Consider the following 19,964-nt stretch of genomic DNA (forward strand, 5'->3'; position numbering starts at 1 on the left):
AAAGATTGGACCTAAATGCGCGATCCTTACACCGTACTCGGGGTGTCGCGGTCCGCAAGCGAGAAGGACATCAAGTCCGCCTATCGCAAGCTGGCCAAGAAGTACCACCCCGACCAGAATCCCGACGACCCCACGGCACACGCCAAGTTTGCCGAGGCGACCCATGCCTATGATCTTCTCAGCGATAGCGCCAAGCGCGGCCAGTTCGACCGGGGCGAGATCGATGCCGAAGGCAATCCGCGCTTTGCCGGCTTTGGCAATGGCGGTTTTGGCGGGGCGAGCCGGGGCGCCCGGCCCGGCGCCGGGGCCGGCGCCGGAGGTTTTTCGGCCGAAGACATCCTCAAAGAATTCATGAGCGGCTTTGGCGGCCAGCCGCGTGGCGGCGCGGCAGCCGGGGCACGCGGCGGCGCCCAGTGGGACCCATTTACGGGCACGACCGCCGGCAGCGCCGGCGGGCGAATGGGCAAGGGCGACGATGTTATCGTCAATGTCACCGTGTCTCTCGAGGACGCGCACAAGGCAGCATCGGTGCCGGTCCGCATGCCGTCGGGCAAGGTGCTTTCGGTCAAGCTGCCCGAAAAGGTCGAAGAAGGGCAGCAGATCCGGCTCAAGGGCCAGGGGTCGCCCAGCCCTTATGGCGAGCCGGGTGATGCGCTGGTGACCGTGCGCTTCGAGAAGTCCAAGACCTTCCGCAAGGACGGGCATGATGTGCGCACCGATGTGCCGGTGACGCTCTATGAGGCCGTGCTGGGCGCGAAGGTGCGAGTGCCGACGCTGGACGGTTCAGTGGAATTGACCCTGCCCCCGGGCATGGACACCTCCAAGGCGCTGCGGCTCAAGGGCAAAGGCCTTTACGGCGATGGCGATCTTTATGTGAACATCCGCGTGGTACTGCCGCCGGGTGGCGACGCGGATCTTGAGGCGCTGGCGCGGTTCATGCGCGACCAAAAGCCCTACAAGGTCAGGGACTAGGTTCGCGGCGCGGCCGCGCGCCGCAGCCGGTCATTGATCGCTTCGCCCAGTCCGGTTTCGGGAATGGGGGCGACTGCGATCATCTGCGCTCCCATGGCATCGAGCTCATGCAGCATGGAGAAGAGGTTGCGGGCGGCCTCGTGCAGGTCGGCGGTCTCGGACAGGTTGCGCACCAGGCTGTTGTGCGGCGCAAGCTCGCCATATGCGAGATAGGCCTCGCCTGGCATGGGCGTGGTGTTGAGCCGCATCGTGGCATTGGGTGCATAATGGCTGAGCAACATGCCGGGCGCCGAGATTGCCGCGCCCTCCTCCGCCTGCTCTACCGGCCGCCCGGTGGCCGCCTCTACGGCCTCGCGCGAGAGCGCCCCGGCGCGGAGCTGGATCAGCCGGTCCTCTGCGATGGCCAGGATGGTGGATTCGACGCCGGCCTTGCACGGCCCGCCATCGAGCACCGGTACGCGGCCCGCAAAGCCCTTGTGGACCTGAGCTGCCGTGGTGGGGGAGAGCTTTCCAGAGGGGTTGGCCGAGGGCGCGGCCAGGGGTAGATCGGTGGCGCGCAGGAGGTCGAGGGCCAGCGGATGATCCGGTACCCGCAGGGCGACCGTGTCGAGGCCAGCCGTGGCGATGTCGGCAAGGCCATTGCCTTCACTGAGGGGCAGCACCAGGCTCAACGGCCCTGGCCAGAACTTTTCGGCCAGCTCGCGAGCCAATGGTGAGAACCGCGCGAACCGCTCCGCCATGGCCAGATCAGCGCAGTGCACGATCAGCGGATTGAAGCGCGGGCGGCCCTTGGTTTCGTAGATCGCAAGCACCGCATCGGGGTTGGTGGCGTCCGCGCCCAGACCATAAACCGTTTCGGTGGGGAAGGCGCAAAGCTTGCCCCCGCGCAGCAGGGCGGCAGCTTCCTCAATGGTTATGCGGAACGGGTCTGACATGAGCGGTGTTTGACAACAGGATATTGCCGCGTCAAGACGAGATGGAACATGTGGAGAGCTCCGTGACGACGCTCCTGGTCAGCCAGCCCAATTTTGCCGATCATCAGACCCCGCAGGGGCACCCGGAGAGGGCAGACCGCATTCGGGCCGTGGAAAAGGCGCTGGCCGGGCCGCAATTTGCCAGTCTCAAGCGCCGCACTGCGCCCTTTGGCGACATCATGCTGGCCGAACTGGTGCATGACGCTGCGTATCTGAGCCGTCTGCGCGACGCGCGGCCGGCAGAGGGCATCGGGCAACTGGACGCCGATACCTTTATTTCCGATGGATCGATGGGCGTTGCCTCCACGGGGCTGGGTGGCGCGCTGGCGGGCCTTGAGGCCGTGCTGCTAGGCGAGGTGGACAATGCCTTTTGCGCCATAAGGCCGCCTGGGCACCATGCAGAAATTGCTGCGCCCATGGGGTTTTGCCTGATCAATACCGTTGCCATCGTGGCGCGGGAGGCGCAGCGGAAATATGGGGCTGAGCGGGTGGCGATCGTCGATTTCGACGTGCATCACGGCAATGGCACGCAGGATATTTTCAAGGACGATCCGAGCGTCTTTTACGCATCGAGCCACCAGATGCCGCTCTATCCAGGCACCGGGCGGCCGGAGGAAACGGGGGTGGGCAATATCGTCAACGTGGCACTGCCGGCTCATTCGGGCGGCGAGGCCATGCGGGCAGCCTATGACGATGTCATATTGCCGGCACTGGATAATTTCGCGCCCGACCTACTGCTGATCTCAGCGGGATTTGACGCCCATATCCGCGACCCACTGGCGCAGCTGGAATGGGTGGACGAGGATTTTGCCTGGGTCACGGCAAAGTTGATGGCGGTTGCCGAAAAGCGCTGCGGCAACCGGATTGTGTCGCTGCTCGAAGGTGGCTATGACCTCGAGGGCCTCAGCGGGGGTGTGCAGCAGCATGTTGCGACCCTCCTGGGGATTAAGATGAACGACAATTGAGCGAGCAAACGAGATGGCCGAGACCGCACATGACGATGTCAAATCGCTGAGCTTCGAGGCGGCGCTGGAACAGCTCGAGCAGATCGTTGCCAAGCTCGAAAGCGGCAAGGCGCCGCTGGCGGAGTCGATCGCCATCTATGAGCGAGGCGAGGCGCTGAAGGCGCATTGCGAAACCCTGCTCAAGACGGCAGAGGCGCGGATCGAAAAGATCACGCTCAATCGCGAAGGCAAGGCGGTGGGTACAGAGCCGCTGGATGCTGGTTGATCGCTTTCGCCAATACCCCATCCACCCCCTCTGACAGGGGGGAGGGACGCCATAGCGTTTGCTGACAGATCGAGACTTATTGCCCCATGACGACCAACAACACCCTTCGCAATTTCCGCATCATGCTGTGGGTGCTGGTGGCCGTGGCGGCGATCGGGGCGACGGCGCTTTATATGTTCCGGCCGCCGCAGCGGCCGCTGGGCGTGACCGGGCAGGAATTTGCGCTGGCCTCGACACAGGGCGGCAGCTTTACCCAGGCTGATCTGCGTGGCACGCCGAGCCTGATCTTTTTTGGCTATACCTTCTGTCCCGATGTGTGCCCCACGACGCTTGCGGAAACGACAGCCTGGCGCGAACAGCTCGGCCTGACGCCGGAGGAGTTGCGGATCATCTTCGTAACGGTCGATCCGGAGCGCGACACGCCCGAAATGGTCAAGGCCTATGTCGAAGGGTTCGATCCCAGCGTGATCGGGCTGGTTGGAACCCCCGAGCAGACCGAGAAGGCCAAGGCGGCCTTCGGTGTGTTCTCGGAGAAATCGGGCGATGTGGAGAGCGAATTCTATCTGGTCGATCACACCGCCCTGACGTTTCTGATCGACAGCGAGGGCACCTTTGAAGGCACGATTGCCTATGAGGAAGCCAGCGACACCGCGCTTGGCAAGATCGAGCGCATGGTCAAGGGGTGAGCCGCATACGGCTCGACCTGGCGTTGGAGCAGCGCGGGCTGATGCCCAGCCGGGCGCGGGCCCGGGACGCAATTTTGCGGGGCACCGTAACCGTTAATGGTGCACCGGCGAAAAAACCCAACCAGATGGTGGGACCCGACGATGAGCTGACGCTGGACGATCCGGCGGCAGGCTATGTGTCCCGCGCTGCGTTGAAGCTGCTCGCCGGGCTCGATGCCGGAAAAATCGATGTTGGCGGCAAGACCTGCCTTGACGTCGGTTCATCCACGGGCGGATTTACACAAGTGCTGCTCGAGCGCGGCGCGGCCAAGGTCTTTGCCGTCGATGTCGGGCATGACCAATTGCACCAGAGCCTGCGCGATGATGCGCGCGTGGTAAGCCTGGAAGGCACCAATGCCCGGGATCTCGACCAAGAGAACATTGCCGACCCAATTGATCTTCTGGTTTCGGATGTCAGCTTTGTGTCGCTGACCAAGGTTCTGGCGGCGCCGCTGGCCCTGTGTGGACCGGCGGCCGATGCGGTCATTCTGTTCAAGCCGCAATTCGAGGTGGGCCGGGGATTTGTCGGCAGGGGCGGAATTGTCAGCGACGTTGCGGCGACCGAGAGGGCGCTGGCCGAGGTGGTGGCGTTTGTGGAGCGCACGGGGTTTGGGTTGCGGGCAAAGGTGGTTTCGCCGATTGCCGGCGGTGACGGGAATGTCGAGACGGTGCTGGTGTTCGGCCGGGGCTGAACAGGCGATCAACACACCCCCACCCTGCTTTCGCCAGGGGGAGGGAGACGATGAACAATTGGTTCCCTAACCGTTGCCCCCGCCATTCAAGCCGCCACTCGAGCATAGCTCTCGCGGCCTTCTCGCCTCAAATCTCTCCACCGGATAGATATCCTCCTGGGGGACGGCTCTAAGCCCGCACCCAGGCTTCGTATGGACCGCCGGCGATGAGGGCCCAGTAGAGCTTGCCCGAATTGGTGCGGGCAAAGGCCAGGCCGAACTCGGTGAAGCGGTTGGAGAGCAGGGTGTTGCGGTGGCCCTGGGAGGCGAGCCAGCCTTCGATGGCGGCGGGGAGGGTCTTGTAGCCCTTGGCGACGTTTTCCCCCACGGCCAGGAGATAGCCGGCTTCCGATACGCGCTGGCGCAGGGTGACGCCGAGATCGTGGCTAAGGGTGTCCTTTTGGGCCATCAGGCGGGCCTGCGAGCGCGCAGCGGTTTCAAGCTGGGGATTATAGCTCCAGCTGCCCGCGCCATTGGCCCGGCGCACGGCATTGATCGTGGCAATGATCTGATCCCGCGTGAGGTCTTCGGGGCGATCGGATACCTTGGCGGGCAAGGGTGGGATGGTTGAAGCGCAGGCCGAGAGCAGGGACGAGGCGGCCAGGACCAGGGCGGCACGGCGGGTATAGCGAGTCATGGGGTCAGGCCTGATCGTATGCGCTCAAGAGATTGGGTAAAATGGCAAGATCGGTGGTAACGGGCTTGCCATCGACCAGATCCCAGCAGACCGAAAGGCCCGAGTGGGCGGCGGCAAAGCCGAGCACGCGCTTGCGATTGAACCCCAGCCGAGCAGCGAAAGCATCGGCCATGGCGTTGATACGCTTGGGATCAGCCGCCAGCTTGGTGGCGCCGGACGGGTTGCGGAACGCGTTGGCGACTTCATAATGCGGATCGCCAACCAGGCCTTTTGGGTCGATGGCCAGCCAGCCTCGATCAGACGAGATGATATTGTCGTGGTGCAGGTCGCCATGCAGCGGAATCTCCGGCATGGGCTTGTCGAAGAGTTTCAGCGCAATGCCGGCGGAGCGGGCATAGAGATCGCGGGCGGTATGGGGCCAGGCGCGCACATCGGTGTCGAACAGGGCCTGGAAGCGTTGCCGCAGCGGCAGCAAATCGGCCGGCGCATCGGCGCGATGGCGGTGGAGATTGGACACAACGGTGGCGAGGGCCGTGGTGGCCTCGGCGTCGCGGCCATTGCGGGCCGCCTCGCCCAGGGTGCCGCCGTCGAGCCATTCCATGAAGATGGTATCGCCATGCATGTCGAAGACCGTGGCGGCGCCATCGCCCCCATACCAGGACAGTAGCCGCGCGCCCCTGCCCTCCTCTTCAGACACAGCGCGCTTGAGAATTTTAAGGGCAGCGAAATTTCGGCCGTTCTGCTCAACGCGGAAAACCCAGCTGCGCGGCGTTTCCGCCACGGGGGTGGATTTGGTCAGGGACCAACGGATCATGGCACGGCTCAGGGCCGTTTCGACGGGGGACTGATTCACCATGGCGCCATTAGAGCAGAAGCGTGGAAATGATTCGACGGTTCTGACGCAGTCGCGCGGAAAGGTGATGGAAGTGGGGCGGGATGTGTTTGTTGGATACCCCACCTAACCTCCCCCTTTTAGGGGGAGGAACCGATCCAGACTGTCGACCTACGTGATCTTGTAGGCGTCTTTCGCTGCTTGATAGCTCAGATGCCTGGCGATTTCGGTGGCCGTAGATTTGCTCAAGCGGTGTTCGGCGACCCAGTTGGCGAGGAAGCCACTGACTTCGCGGCGCCATACATCGTGGCGGGCCGGGATGGAGAGCAGCGCGCGGGTGTCGTCATTGAAGCCGGCGAGATTGTAGAAGCCGGCGGTCTCCACGACCTGATCGAGATAGCGGCGGATGCCCTGCGGGCTGTCATGGAACCACCAGGGCGGACCGATCCTCAGCGAGGGCCAATAGCCAGCCATGGGGGCCAGTTCGCGCGCATAGGTGGTTTCGTCGAGCACGAACATGATGATCTGCAGGTTCGGCTCATTGCCGCAACGGCTGAGCAGCGCCCTTAGGCCGCCGACATAGTCGGTTGGTCCAGGTATATCGGCGCCGAGATCGGCCCCGCGCTCTGCGAACAGAAGGGGATCGGTGTTGCGGCGCGAGCCGGCATGGATCTGCATGACCATGCCATCTTCAACCGAGAGAAGCGCCATTTCGGTCAGCATCTGGGCGCGGAACAGTTCGGCATCATTGGCATCGTGCCGTCCGGCCAGCACCTTGTCGAGCAAGGCCTGCTTTTCATCAAGGGGAAGATCCGCCGTATTGGCCGTGGGGACGCCATGGTCGGTGGCCACGGCCCCGAACTTGCGGAAATACTCCCGACGCTTGCGGTGGGCGTTGATCAGCCCATCCCAGTTAGAAATGTCCTCGCCGGTCAGTTCGCCGAACTTCTGCAGGTTCTCGACAATGGCAGCGCGGCTGGGATCGGTGACGTCGTCGGGACGATAGGTGGTGCGCACCTGGCCGATCAGCCCCTGATCGAGCATGGACTGGTGATGGGTCAGCGGATCAAGCGCGAATTCGGTGGTGGCGATGACCTCGACCTTGAAGCGATCGAGAACGGCGCGGGGCAGCAGGTCGGGTGACGCCAGTTTCGCGTCGATGGCATCGTAGATGCTGTCAGCAGTTGATGCGGACAGCTCCTCGGTGATGCCAAAGACCGCGTGCAGGGAATGATCGACCCAGGTCTTGGAAGGGGTGCCGGCGAATAGATGGTAGTTTTCTGCGAAAAGGCGCCAGGCCTTGCGACCATCGGTCTCTATAGCCTTGCCATCTTTGCGGGGGATGCCCAGCGCATCGTAGCTGACACCCCGGCTCCTGAGCATGCGCAGCACATAATGGTCGGGCGTCAGAAACAGTGCAGTGGGGCTGGCAAAGCGGCCGTTCTGCGCGAACCAGGACGGGTCAGTATGACCGTGCGGGCTGATCAGCGGCAGGTCGCTAACCTCGGCGTAGAGGTCGCGCGCTAGGGCGCGGGCCGGCTCGGAAGGGGGAAACAGACGATCGGGATGCAGATGGGCTGGCTGGGTCATGCCGGGGTTTGTGCCACGTTCCCCGGCCGGATTCAATATCTTCCATACAAGATGCTGCCGAATGGCATTTGAAACAAATTAACCGCGAATCGAGACCGGTCTTGGACGACCGAAAGGGGAGCGTATGCTTGGCGCCCAGAGGGTAAGAAACAGTCCACAAGGCGGCTGCCCGGCAAGCGCATAGCGTTCCACCCGAGCGCCCGATGTGGAGGCAGCCCGATGTTCCAAGCAAATCTCAATCACGCCGGCTCGGAACTGGCCCGTCTCAGGCGGGCCGTGCGGCATGGCGCGCGAGCGCAACGGGCGCGATTGATGCTGATCGCAGCGTCAATCTGCGCGTTCGCGATGGTAGGCGTTAGCGCAACCGTGCTGAGCGCGCTGTTCTAGCACACAGATCACGCGTTAACCGCAGCGCGTCGGAGCCGGGGCAGCTTTTGCCCGAAGAGCTGCAACAACTTGGTTGCATCCTCCGCCGGAACAGGCCGGGAATAGAGATAGCCCTGCCCCATCTGGCAGCCATAGCGACGCAATATGGCGGCCTGGTCGCTGGTTTCAATACCCTCGGCGATCACCCGCATGTCAAGCTGGCGCGCGATGTCGAGAATGGCGCGCGTGACGACGCCACTGGGCTGGTCGGCGCCCAGTTGCTCGACAAAGGACCGGTCGATCTTGATGATATCGACGGGGAAGCAGAGCAAATGCGTGAGTGAGGCATAGCCGGTGCCGAAATCATCGAGCGCCACGAGCAATCCCTGCTCGCGCAGCGATTCTACGGCGCGCGGCACGATCTGGTCGTTGCCGCCCATGAACACCGCTTCATTCACCTCAAGTACCACGTGACGGAGGGAGACATCTTCGGCGGCAAAGATATCCTGCACCCGTTCGGCCAGGTCCCCGCGCTGGAAGTCGCCCGTGGTGACGTTGATCCCCACATGCTGGAAGGGAATGCCGGCATCGAGCCAGGTGCGGATGTCGCGCGCCACCTGGCTGAGCATTTGGCCGGTCAGTTCGTAGGCGATGCGCGGATCGTCCAGTGCGGATTGAAAGGCGCCAGCGGAAACCACGTCGCCATCGGGCAACACCAGCCGGGCCAGTGCTTCGAGGCCAACAATCTCGGCCGTGTCGAGGCGAACGACGGGCTGATAGTGCGGGACCAGCCGCCCCTCGCTCATTGCGGTGCCGAGCCGGCGAACCGTAGCGATCCGCTCGACCATGGTGGTGCGCAGATCCTGGCGAAAGCCGACATAGCCACCGCGATGGGTCTGCTTGGCCTGATAAAGTGCAAAGTCCGCATTCTGGCAGAGCGTCTCGGAATCAGTGCCATCAAGGCCATGAACCGCGCCGCCAAGCGTGACATGAGCGTCGATAGTCTGGTCGCCCGCTTCGACAATGCCGGACGCGGCGGCCAGAACGCGCTTCGCGGCCGCTTCCAAGCTCGCGTGATCGGCGCAATCTGCGACCAGTAGCGCGAATTCGTCGCCGCCCAGACGGCAGGGCAGTATATCAGCCCCACAGGTCGAGAGACGTTCGGCGACGGTCCGGATCAGGGTATCGCCAGCGGCATGTCCGATGCTGTCATTGGTCAGCTTGAGATGATCGATATCGAGCAGGATCAGCCCGAATCGTTCACCGGTGACAATCCGTTCCGCCAGGGCGGCATTGAAATGCGCGCGGTTGGGCAGGCCGGTCAGCACATCGAAAAAGGCCAGGCGGTGATTTTTGGCGCGCACGCGTTCATGCGCGATGGAGAGGGCGCACAGATGCAAGCAGGTGGCAACGATGTCGCGTTCGAAATCGGACGGGGCGCGCTTGGTGTGATAGTAGAAGGCGAAGGTGGCGACCACATTCCCGTCCTGGTCCAGGATCGGGCTGGACCAACAGGCTTCCAGCCCCAGCGGCAACGCCAGGACCTTGAAGTCGGCCCAAAGCGGGTCGGCTTCGATGTCGGTGACGATAACGGGCTCGCCGCGCCAGGCCGCCGTTCCACAGGAGCCCGCCTTTGGGCCGACGACAACGCCATCAATCGCCGCGCAGTAGCTGGCGGGCAGGCTGGGCCCTGAGAGCGCACGCATCTTGCCGTCTTCAACGAGCAAGATCGAGCAGATCACATCGGGCAATTGCCGCTCGACGCAACGGCACAGAATGTTGCCCACCTCGACCAGTTCTTCTCCCCGCGCGACGGCTTCCAGAACTTCCGTCTGCACACGGAGCAAAAGTTCGGTTTTGCCCGTCACTTTCCCGGCCCCCAGTTTCCAAGACCAGAGGCTAGCAGCCGCCCGTAAAGGGAGTGTTTGGGAACGTATTCAGTTTTAACAAATTTGACGGGCAATCGGTAAACCGAGCCAAGCGAGCGATCGGCTGCAGCCAGGAGTGCGATATCCAGTAGGACAGCGTACCCGAGGGCCACCGGCTCGACATATCAAAAGCGGGAAAATAGTGGTGCCCAGAGCCGGGGAACCTGAACCCATATATTTCAATTAGTTAGTTGATTTCTGGACCCTTTTTCGTTCCATATAAAGCCTACGCTTTTTGCCGAGGTGTCCAGCCAAAATGATCCAGATCGCAATCGACAAATGGAGCGCCTGGCCCACCTGGGCGAAGTGGGCATCGGGTATTGGTACCGTGGTGCTGATCGAGGCGGTGATGGTTGCCAGCGGGGAGCGGAATTTCTTCGCGGGACTGGTCGAGCACTCGGTGGCGGTGGTGCTGCGCTATGGAATGATCGCGCTCGCGTTCGGCGGTGCCTATTGGGTCGGCACACGGATCGCCAAGCGGTCGAGCAACTGGCTCGGCTGGGTGGCCGGCATAGTGTTTTGCCTGGCCGTGATCTGGTTCGGCATGGACATCATTACGTCGCTGCCAGGCGTCGGCTGGCGGGTCACAGCTATGATGAATAGCGACTGCTACACCGATTGGGACGGGCGCAGCAATCCGAGTGTGTGCTAGTCAAATACACTTTCAGGGTCGTATCCAGCATCAGGCCAAGGGCGCTCCTTTAACCAGTAGCCGCCTCCGGATCGCTTCAGCCTCACGATACCAGCCTTCTCCCCGGCTCGCCAAAGCATTGTGGACAAGACCATCTGAGGATTTGCCCCCTGAAGATCAATGCCCTTGCTTTGCAGCCGTTGAAAGAGGTCACCTCGATTGAGCGGATGGCCGGCTTCTTCGATGATCTCGCGCGCAACCTTCGCGACCTCTTCCTTCTTCGGATTGCGGGCTGGGGGATCGAGATCGTGCACCAGAGCATAGTTTTCGGAAGCCGCTGATTCGTCGTTCCTGATGCGTGCTTCGGTATCTTGCGCAGATTTTACCTGTTGCAATGCCGCAACAAGGCTCTCCACTCTGTGGATTAGTTTATCGAGTTCAGTGGCCCTTTTATCGAGCGCCGCGCGCTCCGCTGTCAATTTGACTTTCTCATTAAGCAATTGAGACAAAAGGGTTTTTGCTGAGTTCAGCGGATTTTCAGCCATCGATTTCCGCTCCCATGTCCAGACCTTGATACACTAGCGGATACGAGAAAGACACACAACCACATTCGGAACGCTTGTATCTTGCCCTTGAATCTCTCATATATGGGGTGCGACCGAAAATGAAAACGGCTCTGCCAAGGTGTTAGCGCACCAAAGCAAAGCCGGTTTTCGGTTCCACCGGGCAGGTCTGAGGCGACCGGTGGAGTAGATTAACGAGCTGCGTTTAGCGCGGATCGCTCTGCTGCGCAAGTGCCTCCAAACGAAAGGAGGCCACAATGAGCGTGAAAGCGTGTCATTGGGTTAATCCGTATCGTCGCTTCCGCTTCAACAAGTGGGAAGACGTTTCGGGTTACTGGCGCTGTTGCGACTAGTCCTCGCAAGGTGCCCTACGTTATCGACGGCTGCGTGACGCGCTAGAGATAACCTGTCGTCGGGGACATTGTTCCCGACGATTTCTTTTACGACAACCCCGGTAAACACATTCTTAATATGATGTGTCTTGTCGCGTTTACAAGACCTGGATGAGGTGGGCGGGCCAGTAGCCTGCTAGCAGCCGGCCCGCCTTGCTTGCATGGAGCGGGGAAGCAAGCGCCCTATCTTTGCCCGGTGACAGTTGGTACGCCGACCCACTCAATCAGTGATCGAACGCCCGGCAGGGTCGCATACGGCAGCAGACGCCGGATCGAATTCACGTCGCCTTCGCTGAGCCCGTCGCCGCTGCCCTTGATGGCTTGAACGGCGCGCACGGCGGTGTCGATCAGGTCGCCAGTCGGGCCGGTGAACGCCGCTGCGGTCGAGCGCATGGCGTAACGGCTGGCAGTCCCCTCTTGGCTGGCATTGGGGAATGCAGCGGCCAAGGCGCCATAAGCGCCAACGCCCAGAGCCTGTTCGACCGTATTGTTGATCTCGAAGGCAATCGAGAAGATGCCCGAGCGGTCGAGCCCTTCCGCAATCCATCGGCCCGGGTTGTCCGAAATGTCGTCCATGCGATTGCTCTCGATGGACTTGAGCGCATACGCCAACATGCCGGCCATCATCGAGAAGATGACCCCTGACACCATTGCGGCCTGGCGCTCCTGCAATCCGCGCATCAAAACTCGCTGGTGAGATGCTAGGGCAAAGCTCTTGAACTGCCCAACCAGCTTGCCGGCAGGGGTGTTCATCCAAAGTGGAATATCCCCCACGCCCTTGGTCACAATGGTTGTGTCCACGTCTTTCGCGATGGCAGCGCGGAACGTGCGCCTGGCAACATCGTCGGTCCAATCCTCTGTATTGGCCACCCGCACGCCGCCGTCCTCAAGGCCATGCGCTTCGAACTGCCGGGCAATTCGCTCGGCCATGCTGCCATCGATGCCGAGATAGGCCAGATATGCCCGCTCTTTTTTGGTCAGCCCCGCATAGTTGCCGGAGCCGCGCAGGACGCGGTTCTGTGTCATGGTCGAGGCCAGCGACTTGTTAAAATCCGTCCACTGGTCCAGCAGCGTCAGCTTGGAAAACACCGTTGCCGAGTTATCCATGAACGCCTCGAATGGCGACCGCGATGAATAGGGATCCGTCAGCTCCGCCATGGTCGCGAGCCTGGTGTTCAGCACTCGCTCAAGCACCGTGCCGGCCATCTTAGCCTCGCCAGCGGCCATCTTGATGCCCTTGACGTTCCTGATCAGCGGCAACAGGCCATCGCGGAGCACCCCACCGTCCTGGGCGAACGCATGCACCATTAGATGGCGCCCAACGTCCGCAACAGATGACAGGGCAACACCGCCCAGCGAACGGATGAAATTGAAGGTGCCAGCCACCCGCATGGCGCGCGTGCTTATCTTCCCCTGCAATTCGGCCAGATGTGTTCCCCTCACCAAGTCGCGAAGGGCCTTGAGGTCGGCCAAGTCGGACTTTTCGCGCTGCGATAGCCGTTTGATCTCGGCTTCCCGCTGTTTCGCGGTCAGCTTTTTGGGTAGCGGCGCGCCAGTTTCAGGATCGACACCGGCCTGCACCGCCTCGCGCAGCTTGGCATAGTCGGTCTTGATGTCCTTGATCTGGTCAGCCAGGTCCACGCTGCCGAATTGCCGGGTCAGCTCAATGTCGGCGCCCATGACACGGGCATAGCGGCGCGCGATCACCTCGATATCGTTCTCGAGGAAGGGCTCGATCATATGGTCGGGGATCGAGAACGTGCGCTTGGCCAGGGGGCCGCGATCCGTCACCACAAGGTCGCGCGGCATGTCCATGTCAAACTCGCGGCCAGTGATCTTGTTGAACACCGCGTCAGTGATCTCGTTGACGTACCCGGCCCGGTCGGCATCGTTCAGGAATTCGGGCGGTCGCACATCGGTCGCATAGCGAGGGTCGAGCTTGCCGTTGTCGAACCGGATTTGCGCGTTGCGCACCTCCTGGTCGAGCCACTTGCGGACAATAGCCTTGAATTCCTGTTCGCGGGCCTCGATCAGCGGTCGATTATACATGCGCGTCAGGTAGCTGCTGGCTGTCTCGACCGAGACATCAGCCGGCAGCATGCCGAGCTTGATTGCTTCCTCTTTGCCGGCATCAAACAGGCTCGATCGCCACGCCTGCGCAGCCTTGGCAACTGCCGGGTCGGAGCTCCTGTCAGCCCGGCGCATAGCGCGGCTCACGGCCTCGCTGAATTCAGCGCGGGAGAGCTGGCCGCCCGCCTTACGGTGTTCGCCATAGGCGGCGGTGAATTGCTCAAGCCCGCGCGCAAGACTGCCCTGGTATTGCTTGACCATCGTCTCGACCGCTGGCCCGCTGGTTTCACCGGCAAGATTGGCCTTCACATAGATCGGGTTCTCAAACAGCCGAGTTGCGATGTCGCGAAATACCGGCGAGGCCGAGTGCAGCGCCCGTAAAACGGGGTTCAATTGAGCGGTCGCCGCGCCAACGGTGGCAGCAGCGCGCCCGGCGATGGTGTTCTCGCCAAGCGTCGGGACGCGCCGCGCCATAGCACCAGCATCTGAGGACTTGATGCCGGCGAGCACTGCATTCTCATTTTCTTCCAGCAGCCGCATGTCGTTGGCGGCGATCGCCTCATCATCCATGCCACGCGACAGCCGCAGCCAATCGCCACCGGAGAACACGCCAGAGATCGAACCGCCCAGCACACCGCCGAGAATGGCCGACATGCCGACATTCACCGCTGCCTCTTGAGGTGTCCGCAGCTCCTGGGTTGCCATCAGGCCCATTTCGGCCATGGACGTTGACAGGGCCGTTGCGCCTGCCGTTGATAGCGCGGTGCGTAGCGCGGCCTGGCCGGTGCGGACACCGCGATAGATCGTGCCACCGGGCAGGAGCACATCGGGCGACAGAACCGACGCCCCCATGCCGGCAAGCATGCCCCAGCCACCCGACGCAGCGAGGGTGCGACGGTCGGACAATTCCTGCGTGATCTGCTGTTTTAGGGCGGCGGATTGGCCGGCATTCCATACGGTCGCAAACCGGTCCCAATAGGGTTCGAACTCGGTCCCGGCAATGTCGTCCCATGGGTTGAATGTCGGATCCTTGTCGCCTCCCGCCCTGTGCTGGGAGATAAGCGAAACGATCGGGTTCTCTTGCCGGAACGCAGCCCCGATCACATCACCAGCATTGGGCGCATCCATCTGACGCGTCGTCAGGTCAATGGCACCGGCATTGGGCAGCACGGCTGTCTCTCTTGGAACGATCATCGCGGCGCCCCTCCCATCATTCCGAATGTTCTGGATTGCTGCTCAAGCCATGCCGCCTCGGCGTCGGCAGGATCGACCATCGGCACGGCGTTACCCAGAGAGCCAGGACGGCCCAGAAGGGCATCCCGGCGCAGACCAATATCAGTCAACTGCGCGTCGAGGTCAGCAAAGCCCGGCACCACCTCGGCAGGCGTCGGCGGTCCGAGAAGTCCACCGCTCATACGCTCGATATAGGTTCGGGTGAAATCCATGGGCCGGTCGCTGAGAGCAGACTTGTAGGCCCGTTCGATCTCGAAACGCAGGCGCCTTTCCTCGGTGTCGAGTGTGGCGAGCTGCTGGAGCTGGTCCGTGTCCACCACGAACAACCCCGGCACCTGATCAATGACGCCATCGGGCCGAACGAATGTCAGGGCATAGCGCGGTGGCTTGCCCGAGCGCACGTCCTGGGCAGTCTCAGGCACCGCCGTCAGCATGACGTTCTGAGCATCAGGGGCGACCTGACGCACATCGGCCATGGCCATGTCGCGGATATAGTCGTGCGATCCCCCGACCGGGGGGTAGAGCATTTCGGGCGGGAACGGCATGACCACCTCCTGCCCGGATACCGTCGAGACGCCATAAGTGCGCTTGATCTCGGCAAGGGCCATCGAGCGCGCTATGCCGACATCACCCTGAGCCGGCCCCTTAAACGCGGCTTCGGCGGCGCTGAGATAGTCGGCAAGTACCGCCTCTTGCTGGAGGGGTGTGAGCCCGGCAACAGGTCCACCCGGCAATATGTTGTCCCCGAAGGCCCGCAGCACATCACCAATGCCTAGCCCCTTGGCCGCTTCGGTCCATGCGGACTTGAGCAGATCGGCATTGGCCCGGTTTTTGGGGTCGCGTTGATCGATGACGAACCGCGCGGCTTCTTCTACGCTCCAGCCTTTTCCATCGACCATCGCGGCGTACTGAGCCGCCGCCTGCTCGATTTCCGAAGCATTATCGAGGTGCCCGACCGCCATGGGCGCATCTGCCGATAGCTTGGCCGACATTTCCATGGCCGCAGCGACCGCTCCGAGATCATTGGAATTGAGGCCCTGGCGCACGGCGGCAATCATCGGGCTGGGGATCATTCCAGTGTCGCGCACCCACTCCATGCTCACTGTGTCGCGCTGTTCAGGCGGCACAGTGGACATTTCCAGTTCATAGGCTTTGTCGGCCAGTGAGCGATCGTCGGACGAATACGGATTGAGCGCGCGGTTTTCACCGGCAGCGCGGGCGGACACATAGGCCCGCGCCTCGGCAGTGGCACCCTGCTCGGATCGAAGCGAGTTGATCAGCGTCACCTTGTCCCCATCATCGAGGTCAGGGTGCTGCAATATCGCTTGCTCGGAGGTGACATTGCCGGTGACAATCCCCAGCGCCAAGGTTTCTTTCGCAATGGCAGAAGCAGCCCTGCGCTCCGCAGCACGGGCGGCATTTTCGCGCCCAATCTCATCGGCAGCGGCCTCCCGAACCTGCACCGACATATCGGCAGGCAACGCAGACAGCACCGCTTCGACGCGCGGGCTGAATTGAACGCCAGCGCCCAGCCCGTTGCGGACAAGGGCGGCTTCTTTCAGTCTGCGCTCCCTGTTGATGCCGCCGTTATGACCGGCCAGCCCCTCAATGGCGGCGGCAATGGCCGTCCTATCGCCAGTCACGACAGCGCGGGCCACAGGTGCCGGCAACGAACCATAGTTATAGGTCAGGCTGGCGAGCACGTTTTGCGTCATGCCGTCCAGCCGCGCCCATGCCTCAACGCCAACCGCCTCGATGGCACGCGGAATGAACTCGGTTTCCAGCCGGCGCGCCAGATCCCGCTTGGCATCAGCCTCAGTCACAACCGTGGAAGGATTGACCTCGACCACGCTGCCATCGGCACGCGTAACCGTGTTGCTACCGAAGCCCGCCCGGTAAATGTTCGGCCCGACCTGCTGGCCGTTTTCGTCCGTGGCCGGGTCGTTGTAGGCCGCGAATGACAGGCCCTCAAAATTCGCAATAAGGTCAGCCGCAGACCCCGGCGCAAACAGCGGCGTCGAGCCCATCGTGACGGCATCGCGTGCAGCAGCGTCGGCAACCATCGGCGCCAGCTTGTCCACAAGGTTCATGCCGTCAATAGCCGTGAACCTGCTGGAGTGTTCACTCAGGAATTCGACGGCAGCGATCGGATCGTCTTGAGCGATTTGGAGGGCGACATTTGAAAGCGTGGCGCTCTCATAGTCCCAAACCTTCATGCGGGTGGTGTGCTCGTCCCAGCCGAGCAAAGCCGCCTGCTCGCGCAGCTCATTCACGCCCAAGGCCAGGGCGGCATTCATCTTCGCCGGATTGCCGGCATGCAAGAGCGCCTCATTGGCCAGAAGCTCCTGCCGGGCCGTCGAGGTGCCGACCATAAACTGCTTCTGCGCATCAGCCTTGTGCACGAGGGCCGACTGCTGGGCAGACAAAACGCGGGCCGTAGATGCCTGGTCGTAAACGGCGCGGGCGGCAGGGCTCAGGTTGCGGCTGAATTCCGACCGAGCCTGGCGCAACTTGCCATCGTATTCCGCATAAGCGTCCAGCGCCGCTTTGCCCTGCAAAGTCAAAAAACCGCCGTCGCCATAGGCAGCGTTTGTGGTCCAGGCCGTGAACTCATTGAGTGCGTTTTTCGCGTCGGCCTGGGCGATCAGGGTGTTCAGGTCGGCAATATTGTCCGATGCACGCTGCACCCCTTGGGCCAAGCCTTGCATGCCGCGCCCAATCGCGGCGCCCATATCCTCCCCGGTCGCGCGAACGGTCAAAGGCTGCTGGAATGCCGGACGTTCCGCGACGGTGGGTTTGTAAATCGGAACCTCAGCCATATCACTCAACCTCAGCTGGCAGGGTCAGGACTTCCCCCCAGGCAACCGTGGCGCTCTCAATCATGGGCCGATCGGGTTTCTCATGATCCTTGGCCATCGCGCGATCGAGGTGCAGACGGGCGATCTGGCTCAACTGGCCCTGACCCATCTTGCCCTCGAACATGAATTCGCCCTTGATGCCGTGCTCCCTCATGGCGTGATCGATCTGGTGCAACTCACGCAGTACCTCACTAAACTCAGCAGCCATGGCATCGACGCGCTTGGCCAGCACCTTGAGGCGCTTGACCTTCTCCCGGCCAAGTTGGCGGTGTTCCTTGACGGTCTTACGCCGCAGTGCCTTGGCCTCGTCCTCTGCCTTGGCACTCAAACCGGCGAGGGCGCGCGTGAGGGTGTCGCGCTCCAATGTAAGCGCTTGGTGCTTAGCGCGGGCGCGGTCCATTTCCTTGGTGACGTCCTCGCCTTCGACCTGGCGAAAGCTCAGCAGGTCAATTTCGCGGTCAGCATCAGCAATGCGGCGATCGAAGTCGGCAATTTCGGCTTGATAATTACGCATGATCGCTGCCCTCCACCGCAGCCCGGGCGCGGGCGTCCAGGATTTTGCGGATCATCTGGTGAACGCGGCTGCCAATCGGTACGAGCTCCGAAATTGGCGTCGTGCCCTGGGCAGCGAGCAGCAGTCGCGCCGCAGCCGGACCTTTCACGGCAAACCAGTCGGGGATGGACAGGTCCTCGTCACGCATGTCGGCGCGAAGCCTCTCGTCCAGTTCGCCAAGGGTGTTCAGGGTTTGGCGCATTTGCAGAGCGAGTTTGTCGATCTCCTCCGCCGCGAAATGGATCTCAAGGCATGTGTCGTTCAGGCTCATATTCCGTCTCCTCAAATGTCAGGGCCAGCTTCCGGGACAACCGGCAGCAGTCGGCCCCAAGCTTTGTCCAGAATGGCCGCAACGGTCGGCAGCTTCTTCGCCGGTTGCGCATCGGCAACGGCATCGGTCACGGCGCGGCGAACGGTGTTGACCAGCCCAAGCCAGGTGCCCTGTGGCAGGGCGTGCTCGAACAGCCCCCGATCCCGCAGCGCCTGGCGCAATTCAGGATCGAGAGCGTCGAGGTCGCGGCAGATGGCCCGCAGCTCATCGGTGATTTCATCGACGCGGCGGGCATGTGCCAGCACCTTTTCGCCGGTAGTCTTGAGGTCCGTCATTGGTCAGCTCCTGCATCAGAGGCGTTGGAATTTGCGGGCCGGTGACGGCTGGTCATGCTCAGCGCCTCAACCTCGGCCAGCGGGGATTGGAGTTTGCCGCCATAGATCGCGGCGCGGTCGGCCTCGACCTGATCAGCAATCATCTGATCCAGCGGAGAGAGCTTTGCAGCGGCAGTGTCTGACTGGGCAGGTGCTCCGCTGGCCGACACTGTAGGCAGGGACTGGAGAAACACCTCGGCATCAAACCGGGTAATCACCGTGCGCCGGCCAAACTTGCGGGCGACGAGCTTCCCCTCATCAATCAGGGTGTAGATCGAGGACTTGGAAATCCCCATGACGATCGCGGCCTGCTCGATGCTGTATGCGAGGGGTTCATCCTTTGGATGCGGTAATGCCATGTCTCAATTCACCGTTGTTGCGTGAATTGATCATGGGTGGACAAGGTTGGTAGCTAGAGCGGGGGCGTTTACAGCCGTTGTCGTCATTGCCGTTTTGGCAACGAAAAGCGTGATTTTACAAAGGCTTAGGGGTCCGTCTAGGCTCCCCGCAGAAAGGAGCCTGCCATGAACACCGCATTTCTTCTGATCGCCCGATACGAGGGCGCGCCGATCATCCCGCTCGACATCGTAGCGCGGGACTTCTTCCCTCACCTGGCACCGGAGAAACTCTGGCGAAAGTATAATGAGGGCGCGCTCGACCTGCCCATTGTGAGCATTGATCCCTCGTCCAATAAGACAGCGAAGGGTGTGGCACTGGTCGATCTGGCCAATTTCATCGATCGCCGCATGGAAGTCGCGCGAGAGGAGGCGGAAGTGCTGACCGGGAAACGGCTATGAGCGCGGGCGATCTGCCGGACCTGCAAAAGCTCAGGGTCGATCTCACCAATCGTGCCAACCTGGCGCGCATTGCATCAGTGTTCCGCGATCTGGGCCGCGACGTTCAGGACGTAGAAATGGCAACTGAGGACGATGAACACGCCATCGAGCGCACTCGGCGGTTGCTCAAGGACGCGAACAAGCGGCTGAGGTACATCATACGGTGATCATTTGCCCCGCCGGACCGGCAAACGTTGC

The 19,964-nt window shown here is 62.1% G+C and carries 21 protein-coding genes; 9 read left to right on the forward strand and 12 right to left on the reverse strand.

What is annotated here, in order from left to right:
• The first annotated feature begins 15 nt into the window (after positions 1-15).
• Positions 16-972, forward strand: coding sequence for a DnaJ C-terminal domain-containing protein (locus ACE4RL_RS17085; protein ID WP_375598302.1), 957 nt, complete (start codon positions 16-18; stop codon positions 970-972).
• Here ACE4RL_RS17085 and ACE4RL_RS17090 read toward each other — a convergent pair.
• On the reverse strand, positions 969-1,907 hold the full coding sequence (locus tag ACE4RL_RS17090; protein WP_375598303.1) for an L-threonylcarbamoyladenylate synthase: 939 nt from the start codon (positions 1,905-1,907) through the stop codon (positions 969-971). The two genes, ACE4RL_RS17085 and ACE4RL_RS17090, sit on opposite strands and share 4 nt — an antisense overlap.
• Positions 1,908-1,969: 62 nt before the next feature.
• On the opposite strand from ACE4RL_RS17090, the gene ACE4RL_RS17095 reads away from it, so the two are divergent.
• The 4 genes from ACE4RL_RS17095 to ACE4RL_RS17110 all read left to right on the forward strand — a co-directional run bounded on the left by ACE4RL_RS17095 (position 1,970) and on the right by ACE4RL_RS17110 (position 4,593).
• Complete coding sequence (locus tag ACE4RL_RS17095; protein WP_375598304.1) at positions 1,970-2,911, forward strand: histone deacetylase family protein; 942 nt, start codon at positions 1,970-1,972, stop codon at positions 2,909-2,911.
• 13 nt (positions 2,912-2,924) lie between these two features.
• Positions 2,925-3,176 carry an exodeoxyribonuclease VII small subunit gene (locus ACE4RL_RS17100; protein WP_338722427.1) on the forward strand — a complete coding sequence of 84 codons (252 nt, stop codon included), beginning with the start codon at positions 2,925-2,927 and terminating at the stop codon, positions 3,174-3,176.
• Positions 3,177-3,262: 86 nt separating this feature from the next.
• Positions 3,263-3,862 (forward strand): SCO family protein, encoded by a 600-nt coding sequence (locus ACE4RL_RS17105; protein ID WP_375598305.1) that lies wholly within the window; start codon positions 3,263-3,265, stop codon positions 3,860-3,862.
• Complete coding sequence (locus ACE4RL_RS17110; RefSeq protein WP_375598306.1) at positions 3,859-4,593, forward strand: TlyA family RNA methyltransferase; 735 nt, start codon at positions 3,859-3,861, stop codon at positions 4,591-4,593. Before ACE4RL_RS17105 ends, ACE4RL_RS17110 begins: the two co-directional genes overlap by 4 nt.
• 169 nt (positions 4,594-4,762) lie before the next feature.
• Here the strand turns inward: ACE4RL_RS17110 and ACE4RL_RS17115 are convergent, their stop codons facing one another.
• From ACE4RL_RS17115 to uxaC, 3 genes are all read right to left on the reverse strand, one after another.
• A complete protein-coding gene (locus tag ACE4RL_RS17115) occupies positions 4,763-5,269 on the reverse strand; it encodes a CAP domain-containing protein (RefSeq protein ID WP_375598307.1) in 507 nt (168 codons plus the stop codon).
• A 4-nt stretch (positions 5,270-5,273) separates the two neighbouring features.
• Complete coding sequence (locus ACE4RL_RS17120; RefSeq protein WP_375598308.1) at positions 5,274-6,083, reverse strand: aminoglycoside phosphotransferase family protein; 810 nt, start codon at positions 6,081-6,083, stop codon at positions 5,274-5,276.
• Between the two features lie 189 nt (positions 6,084-6,272).
• Positions 6,273-7,691: a glucuronate isomerase gene (gene uxaC / locus ACE4RL_RS17125; protein WP_375598309.1), complete on the reverse strand. Its 1,419-nt coding sequence runs from the start codon at positions 7,689-7,691 to the stop codon at positions 6,273-6,275.
• Positions 7,692-7,910: 219 nt separating this feature from the next.
• Here uxaC and ACE4RL_RS17130 point away from each other — a divergent pair, with 219 nt between their 5' ends.
• On the forward strand, positions 7,911-8,078 hold the full coding sequence (locus ACE4RL_RS17130; protein WP_375598310.1) for a hypothetical protein: 168 nt from the start codon (positions 7,911-7,913) through the stop codon (positions 8,076-8,078).
• An 8-nt stretch (positions 8,079-8,086) separates the two neighbouring features.
• Here ACE4RL_RS17130 and ACE4RL_RS17135 read toward each other — a convergent pair whose 3' ends face one another.
• Entirely contained in the window at positions 8,087-9,925 is a 1,839-nt protein-coding gene (locus ACE4RL_RS17135; RefSeq protein ID WP_375598311.1) for a putative bifunctional diguanylate cyclase/phosphodiesterase, read from the reverse strand.
• 316 nt (positions 9,926-10,241) lie between these two features.
• On the opposite strand from ACE4RL_RS17135, the gene ACE4RL_RS17140 reads away from it, so the two are divergent.
• Positions 10,242-10,637 (forward strand): hypothetical protein, encoded by a 396-nt coding sequence (locus ACE4RL_RS17140; RefSeq protein ID WP_375598312.1) that lies wholly within the window; start codon positions 10,242-10,244, stop codon positions 10,635-10,637.
• Here the strand turns inward: ACE4RL_RS17140 and ACE4RL_RS17145 are convergent.
• The 7 genes from ACE4RL_RS17145 to ACE4RL_RS17175 all read right to left on the reverse strand — a co-directional run bounded on the left by ACE4RL_RS17145 (position 10,634) and on the right by ACE4RL_RS17175 (position 19,289).
• Positions 10,634-11,161 (reverse strand): hypothetical protein, encoded by a 528-nt coding sequence (locus ACE4RL_RS17145; protein ID WP_375598313.1) that lies wholly within the window; start codon positions 11,159-11,161, stop codon positions 10,634-10,636. The two genes, ACE4RL_RS17140 and ACE4RL_RS17145, sit on opposite strands and share 4 nt — an antisense overlap.
• 593 nt (positions 11,162-11,754) lie before the next feature.
• Positions 11,755-14,835, reverse strand: a complete 3,081-nt coding sequence (locus ACE4RL_RS17150; protein ID WP_375598314.1) for a hypothetical protein — start codon at positions 14,833-14,835, stop codon at positions 11,755-11,757.
• The gene (locus tag ACE4RL_RS17155) at positions 14,832-17,693 is read right to left on the reverse strand and encodes a hypothetical protein (protein ID WP_375598315.1); all 2,862 of its coding nucleotides are present in this window, start codon (positions 17,691-17,693) and stop codon (positions 14,832-14,834) included. The genes ACE4RL_RS17150 and ACE4RL_RS17155 overlap by 4 nt, the downstream gene beginning before the upstream one ends.
• A gap of 1 nt (position 17,694) precedes the next feature.
• Positions 17,695-18,246 carry a hypothetical protein gene (locus ACE4RL_RS17160; protein ID WP_375598316.1) on the reverse strand — a complete coding sequence of 184 codons (552 nt, stop codon included), beginning with the start codon at positions 18,244-18,246 and terminating at the stop codon, positions 17,695-17,697.
• On the reverse strand, positions 18,239-18,556 hold the full coding sequence (locus ACE4RL_RS17165; protein ID WP_375598317.1) for a hypothetical protein: 318 nt from the start codon (positions 18,554-18,556) through the stop codon (positions 18,239-18,241). Before ACE4RL_RS17165 ends, ACE4RL_RS17160 begins: the two co-directional genes overlap by 8 nt.
• 11 nt (positions 18,557-18,567) lie before the next feature.
• On the reverse strand, positions 18,568-18,891 hold the full coding sequence (locus ACE4RL_RS17170) for a hypothetical protein (RefSeq protein ID WP_375598318.1): 324 nt from the start codon (positions 18,889-18,891) through the stop codon (positions 18,568-18,570).
• Positions 18,888-19,289: a helix-turn-helix domain-containing protein gene (locus ACE4RL_RS17175; RefSeq protein WP_375598319.1), complete on the reverse strand. Its 402-nt coding sequence runs from the start codon at positions 19,287-19,289 to the stop codon at positions 18,888-18,890. The genes ACE4RL_RS17170 and ACE4RL_RS17175 overlap by 4 nt, the downstream gene beginning before the upstream one ends.
• Positions 19,290-19,454: 165 nt before the next feature.
• Between ACE4RL_RS17175 and ACE4RL_RS17180 the strand changes: the two genes are divergently transcribed.
• Positions 19,455-19,727 carry a pyocin activator PrtN family protein gene (locus tag ACE4RL_RS17180; RefSeq protein WP_375598320.1) on the forward strand — a complete coding sequence of 91 codons (273 nt, stop codon included), beginning with the start codon at positions 19,455-19,457 and terminating at the stop codon, positions 19,725-19,727.
• Positions 19,724-19,933 carry a hypothetical protein gene (locus ACE4RL_RS17185; RefSeq protein ID WP_375598321.1) on the forward strand — a complete coding sequence of 70 codons (210 nt, stop codon included), beginning with the start codon at positions 19,724-19,726 and terminating at the stop codon, positions 19,931-19,933. Before ACE4RL_RS17180 ends, ACE4RL_RS17185 begins: the two co-directional genes overlap by 4 nt.
• Positions 19,934-19,964: the final 31 nt, after the last annotated feature.

Source organism: Devosia polycyclovorans (assembly GCF_042181575.1).
GTDB classification, from domain to species: Bacteria; Pseudomonadota; Alphaproteobacteria; order Rhizobiales; family Devosiaceae; genus Devosia; species Devosia polycyclovorans.

Coding starts and splice junctions, on each gene's coding strand:
- ACE4RL_RS17085 (WP_375598302.1), top strand. CDS start 16: ATGCGCGATCCTTACACCGTACTCGGGGTGTCGCGGTCCGCAAGCGAG.
- ACE4RL_RS17090 (WP_375598303.1), bottom strand. CDS start 1,907: ATGTCAGACCCGTTCCGCATAACCATTGAGGAAGCTGCCGCCCTGCTG.
- ACE4RL_RS17100 (WP_338722427.1), top strand. CDS start 2,925: ATGGCCGAGACCGCACATGACGATGTCAAATCGCTGAGCTTCGAGGCG.
- ACE4RL_RS17105 (WP_375598305.1), top strand. CDS start 3,263: ATGACGACCAACAACACCCTTCGCAATTTCCGCATCATGCTGTGGGTG.
- ACE4RL_RS17115 (WP_375598307.1), bottom strand. CDS start 5,269: ATGACTCGCTATACCCGCCGTGCCGCCCTGGTCCTGGCCGCCTCGTCC.
- ACE4RL_RS17120 (WP_375598308.1), bottom strand. CDS start 6,083: ATGATCCGTTGGTCCCTGACCAAATCCACCCCCGTGGCGGAAACGCCG.
- uxaC (WP_375598309.1), bottom strand. CDS start 7,691: ATGACCCAGCCAGCCCATCTGCATCCCGATCGTCTGTTTCCCCCTTCC.
- ACE4RL_RS17130 (WP_375598310.1), top strand. CDS start 7,911: ATGTTCCAAGCAAATCTCAATCACGCCGGCTCGGAACTGGCCCGTCTC.
- ACE4RL_RS17140 (WP_375598312.1), top strand. CDS start 10,242: ATGATCCAGATCGCAATCGACAAATGGAGCGCCTGGCCCACCTGGGCG.
- ACE4RL_RS17145 (WP_375598313.1), bottom strand. CDS start 11,161: ATGGCTGAAAATCCGCTGAACTCAGCAAAAACCCTTTTGTCTCAATTG.
- ACE4RL_RS17150 (WP_375598314.1), bottom strand. CDS start 14,835: ATGATCGTTCCAAGAGAGACAGCCGTGCTGCCCAATGCCGGTGCCATT.
- ACE4RL_RS17155 (WP_375598315.1), bottom strand. CDS start 17,693: ATGGCTGAGGTTCCGATTTACAAACCCACCGTCGCGGAACGTCCGGCA.
- ACE4RL_RS17160 (WP_375598316.1), bottom strand. CDS start 18,246: ATGCGTAATTATCAAGCCGAAATTGCCGACTTCGATCGCCGCATTGCT.
- ACE4RL_RS17165 (WP_375598317.1), bottom strand. CDS start 18,556: ATGAGCCTGAACGACACATGCCTTGAGATCCATTTCGCGGCGGAGGAG.
- ACE4RL_RS17170 (WP_375598318.1), bottom strand. CDS start 18,891: ATGACGGACCTCAAGACTACCGGCGAAAAGGTGCTGGCACATGCCCGC.
- ACE4RL_RS17175 (WP_375598319.1), bottom strand. CDS start 19,289: ATGGCATTACCGCATCCAAAGGATGAACCCCTCGCATACAGCATCGAG.
- ACE4RL_RS17180 (WP_375598320.1), top strand. CDS start 19,455: ATGAACACCGCATTTCTTCTGATCGCCCGATACGAGGGCGCGCCGATC.
- ACE4RL_RS17185 (WP_375598321.1), top strand. CDS start 19,724: ATGAGCGCGGGCGATCTGCCGGACCTGCAAAAGCTCAGGGTCGATCTC.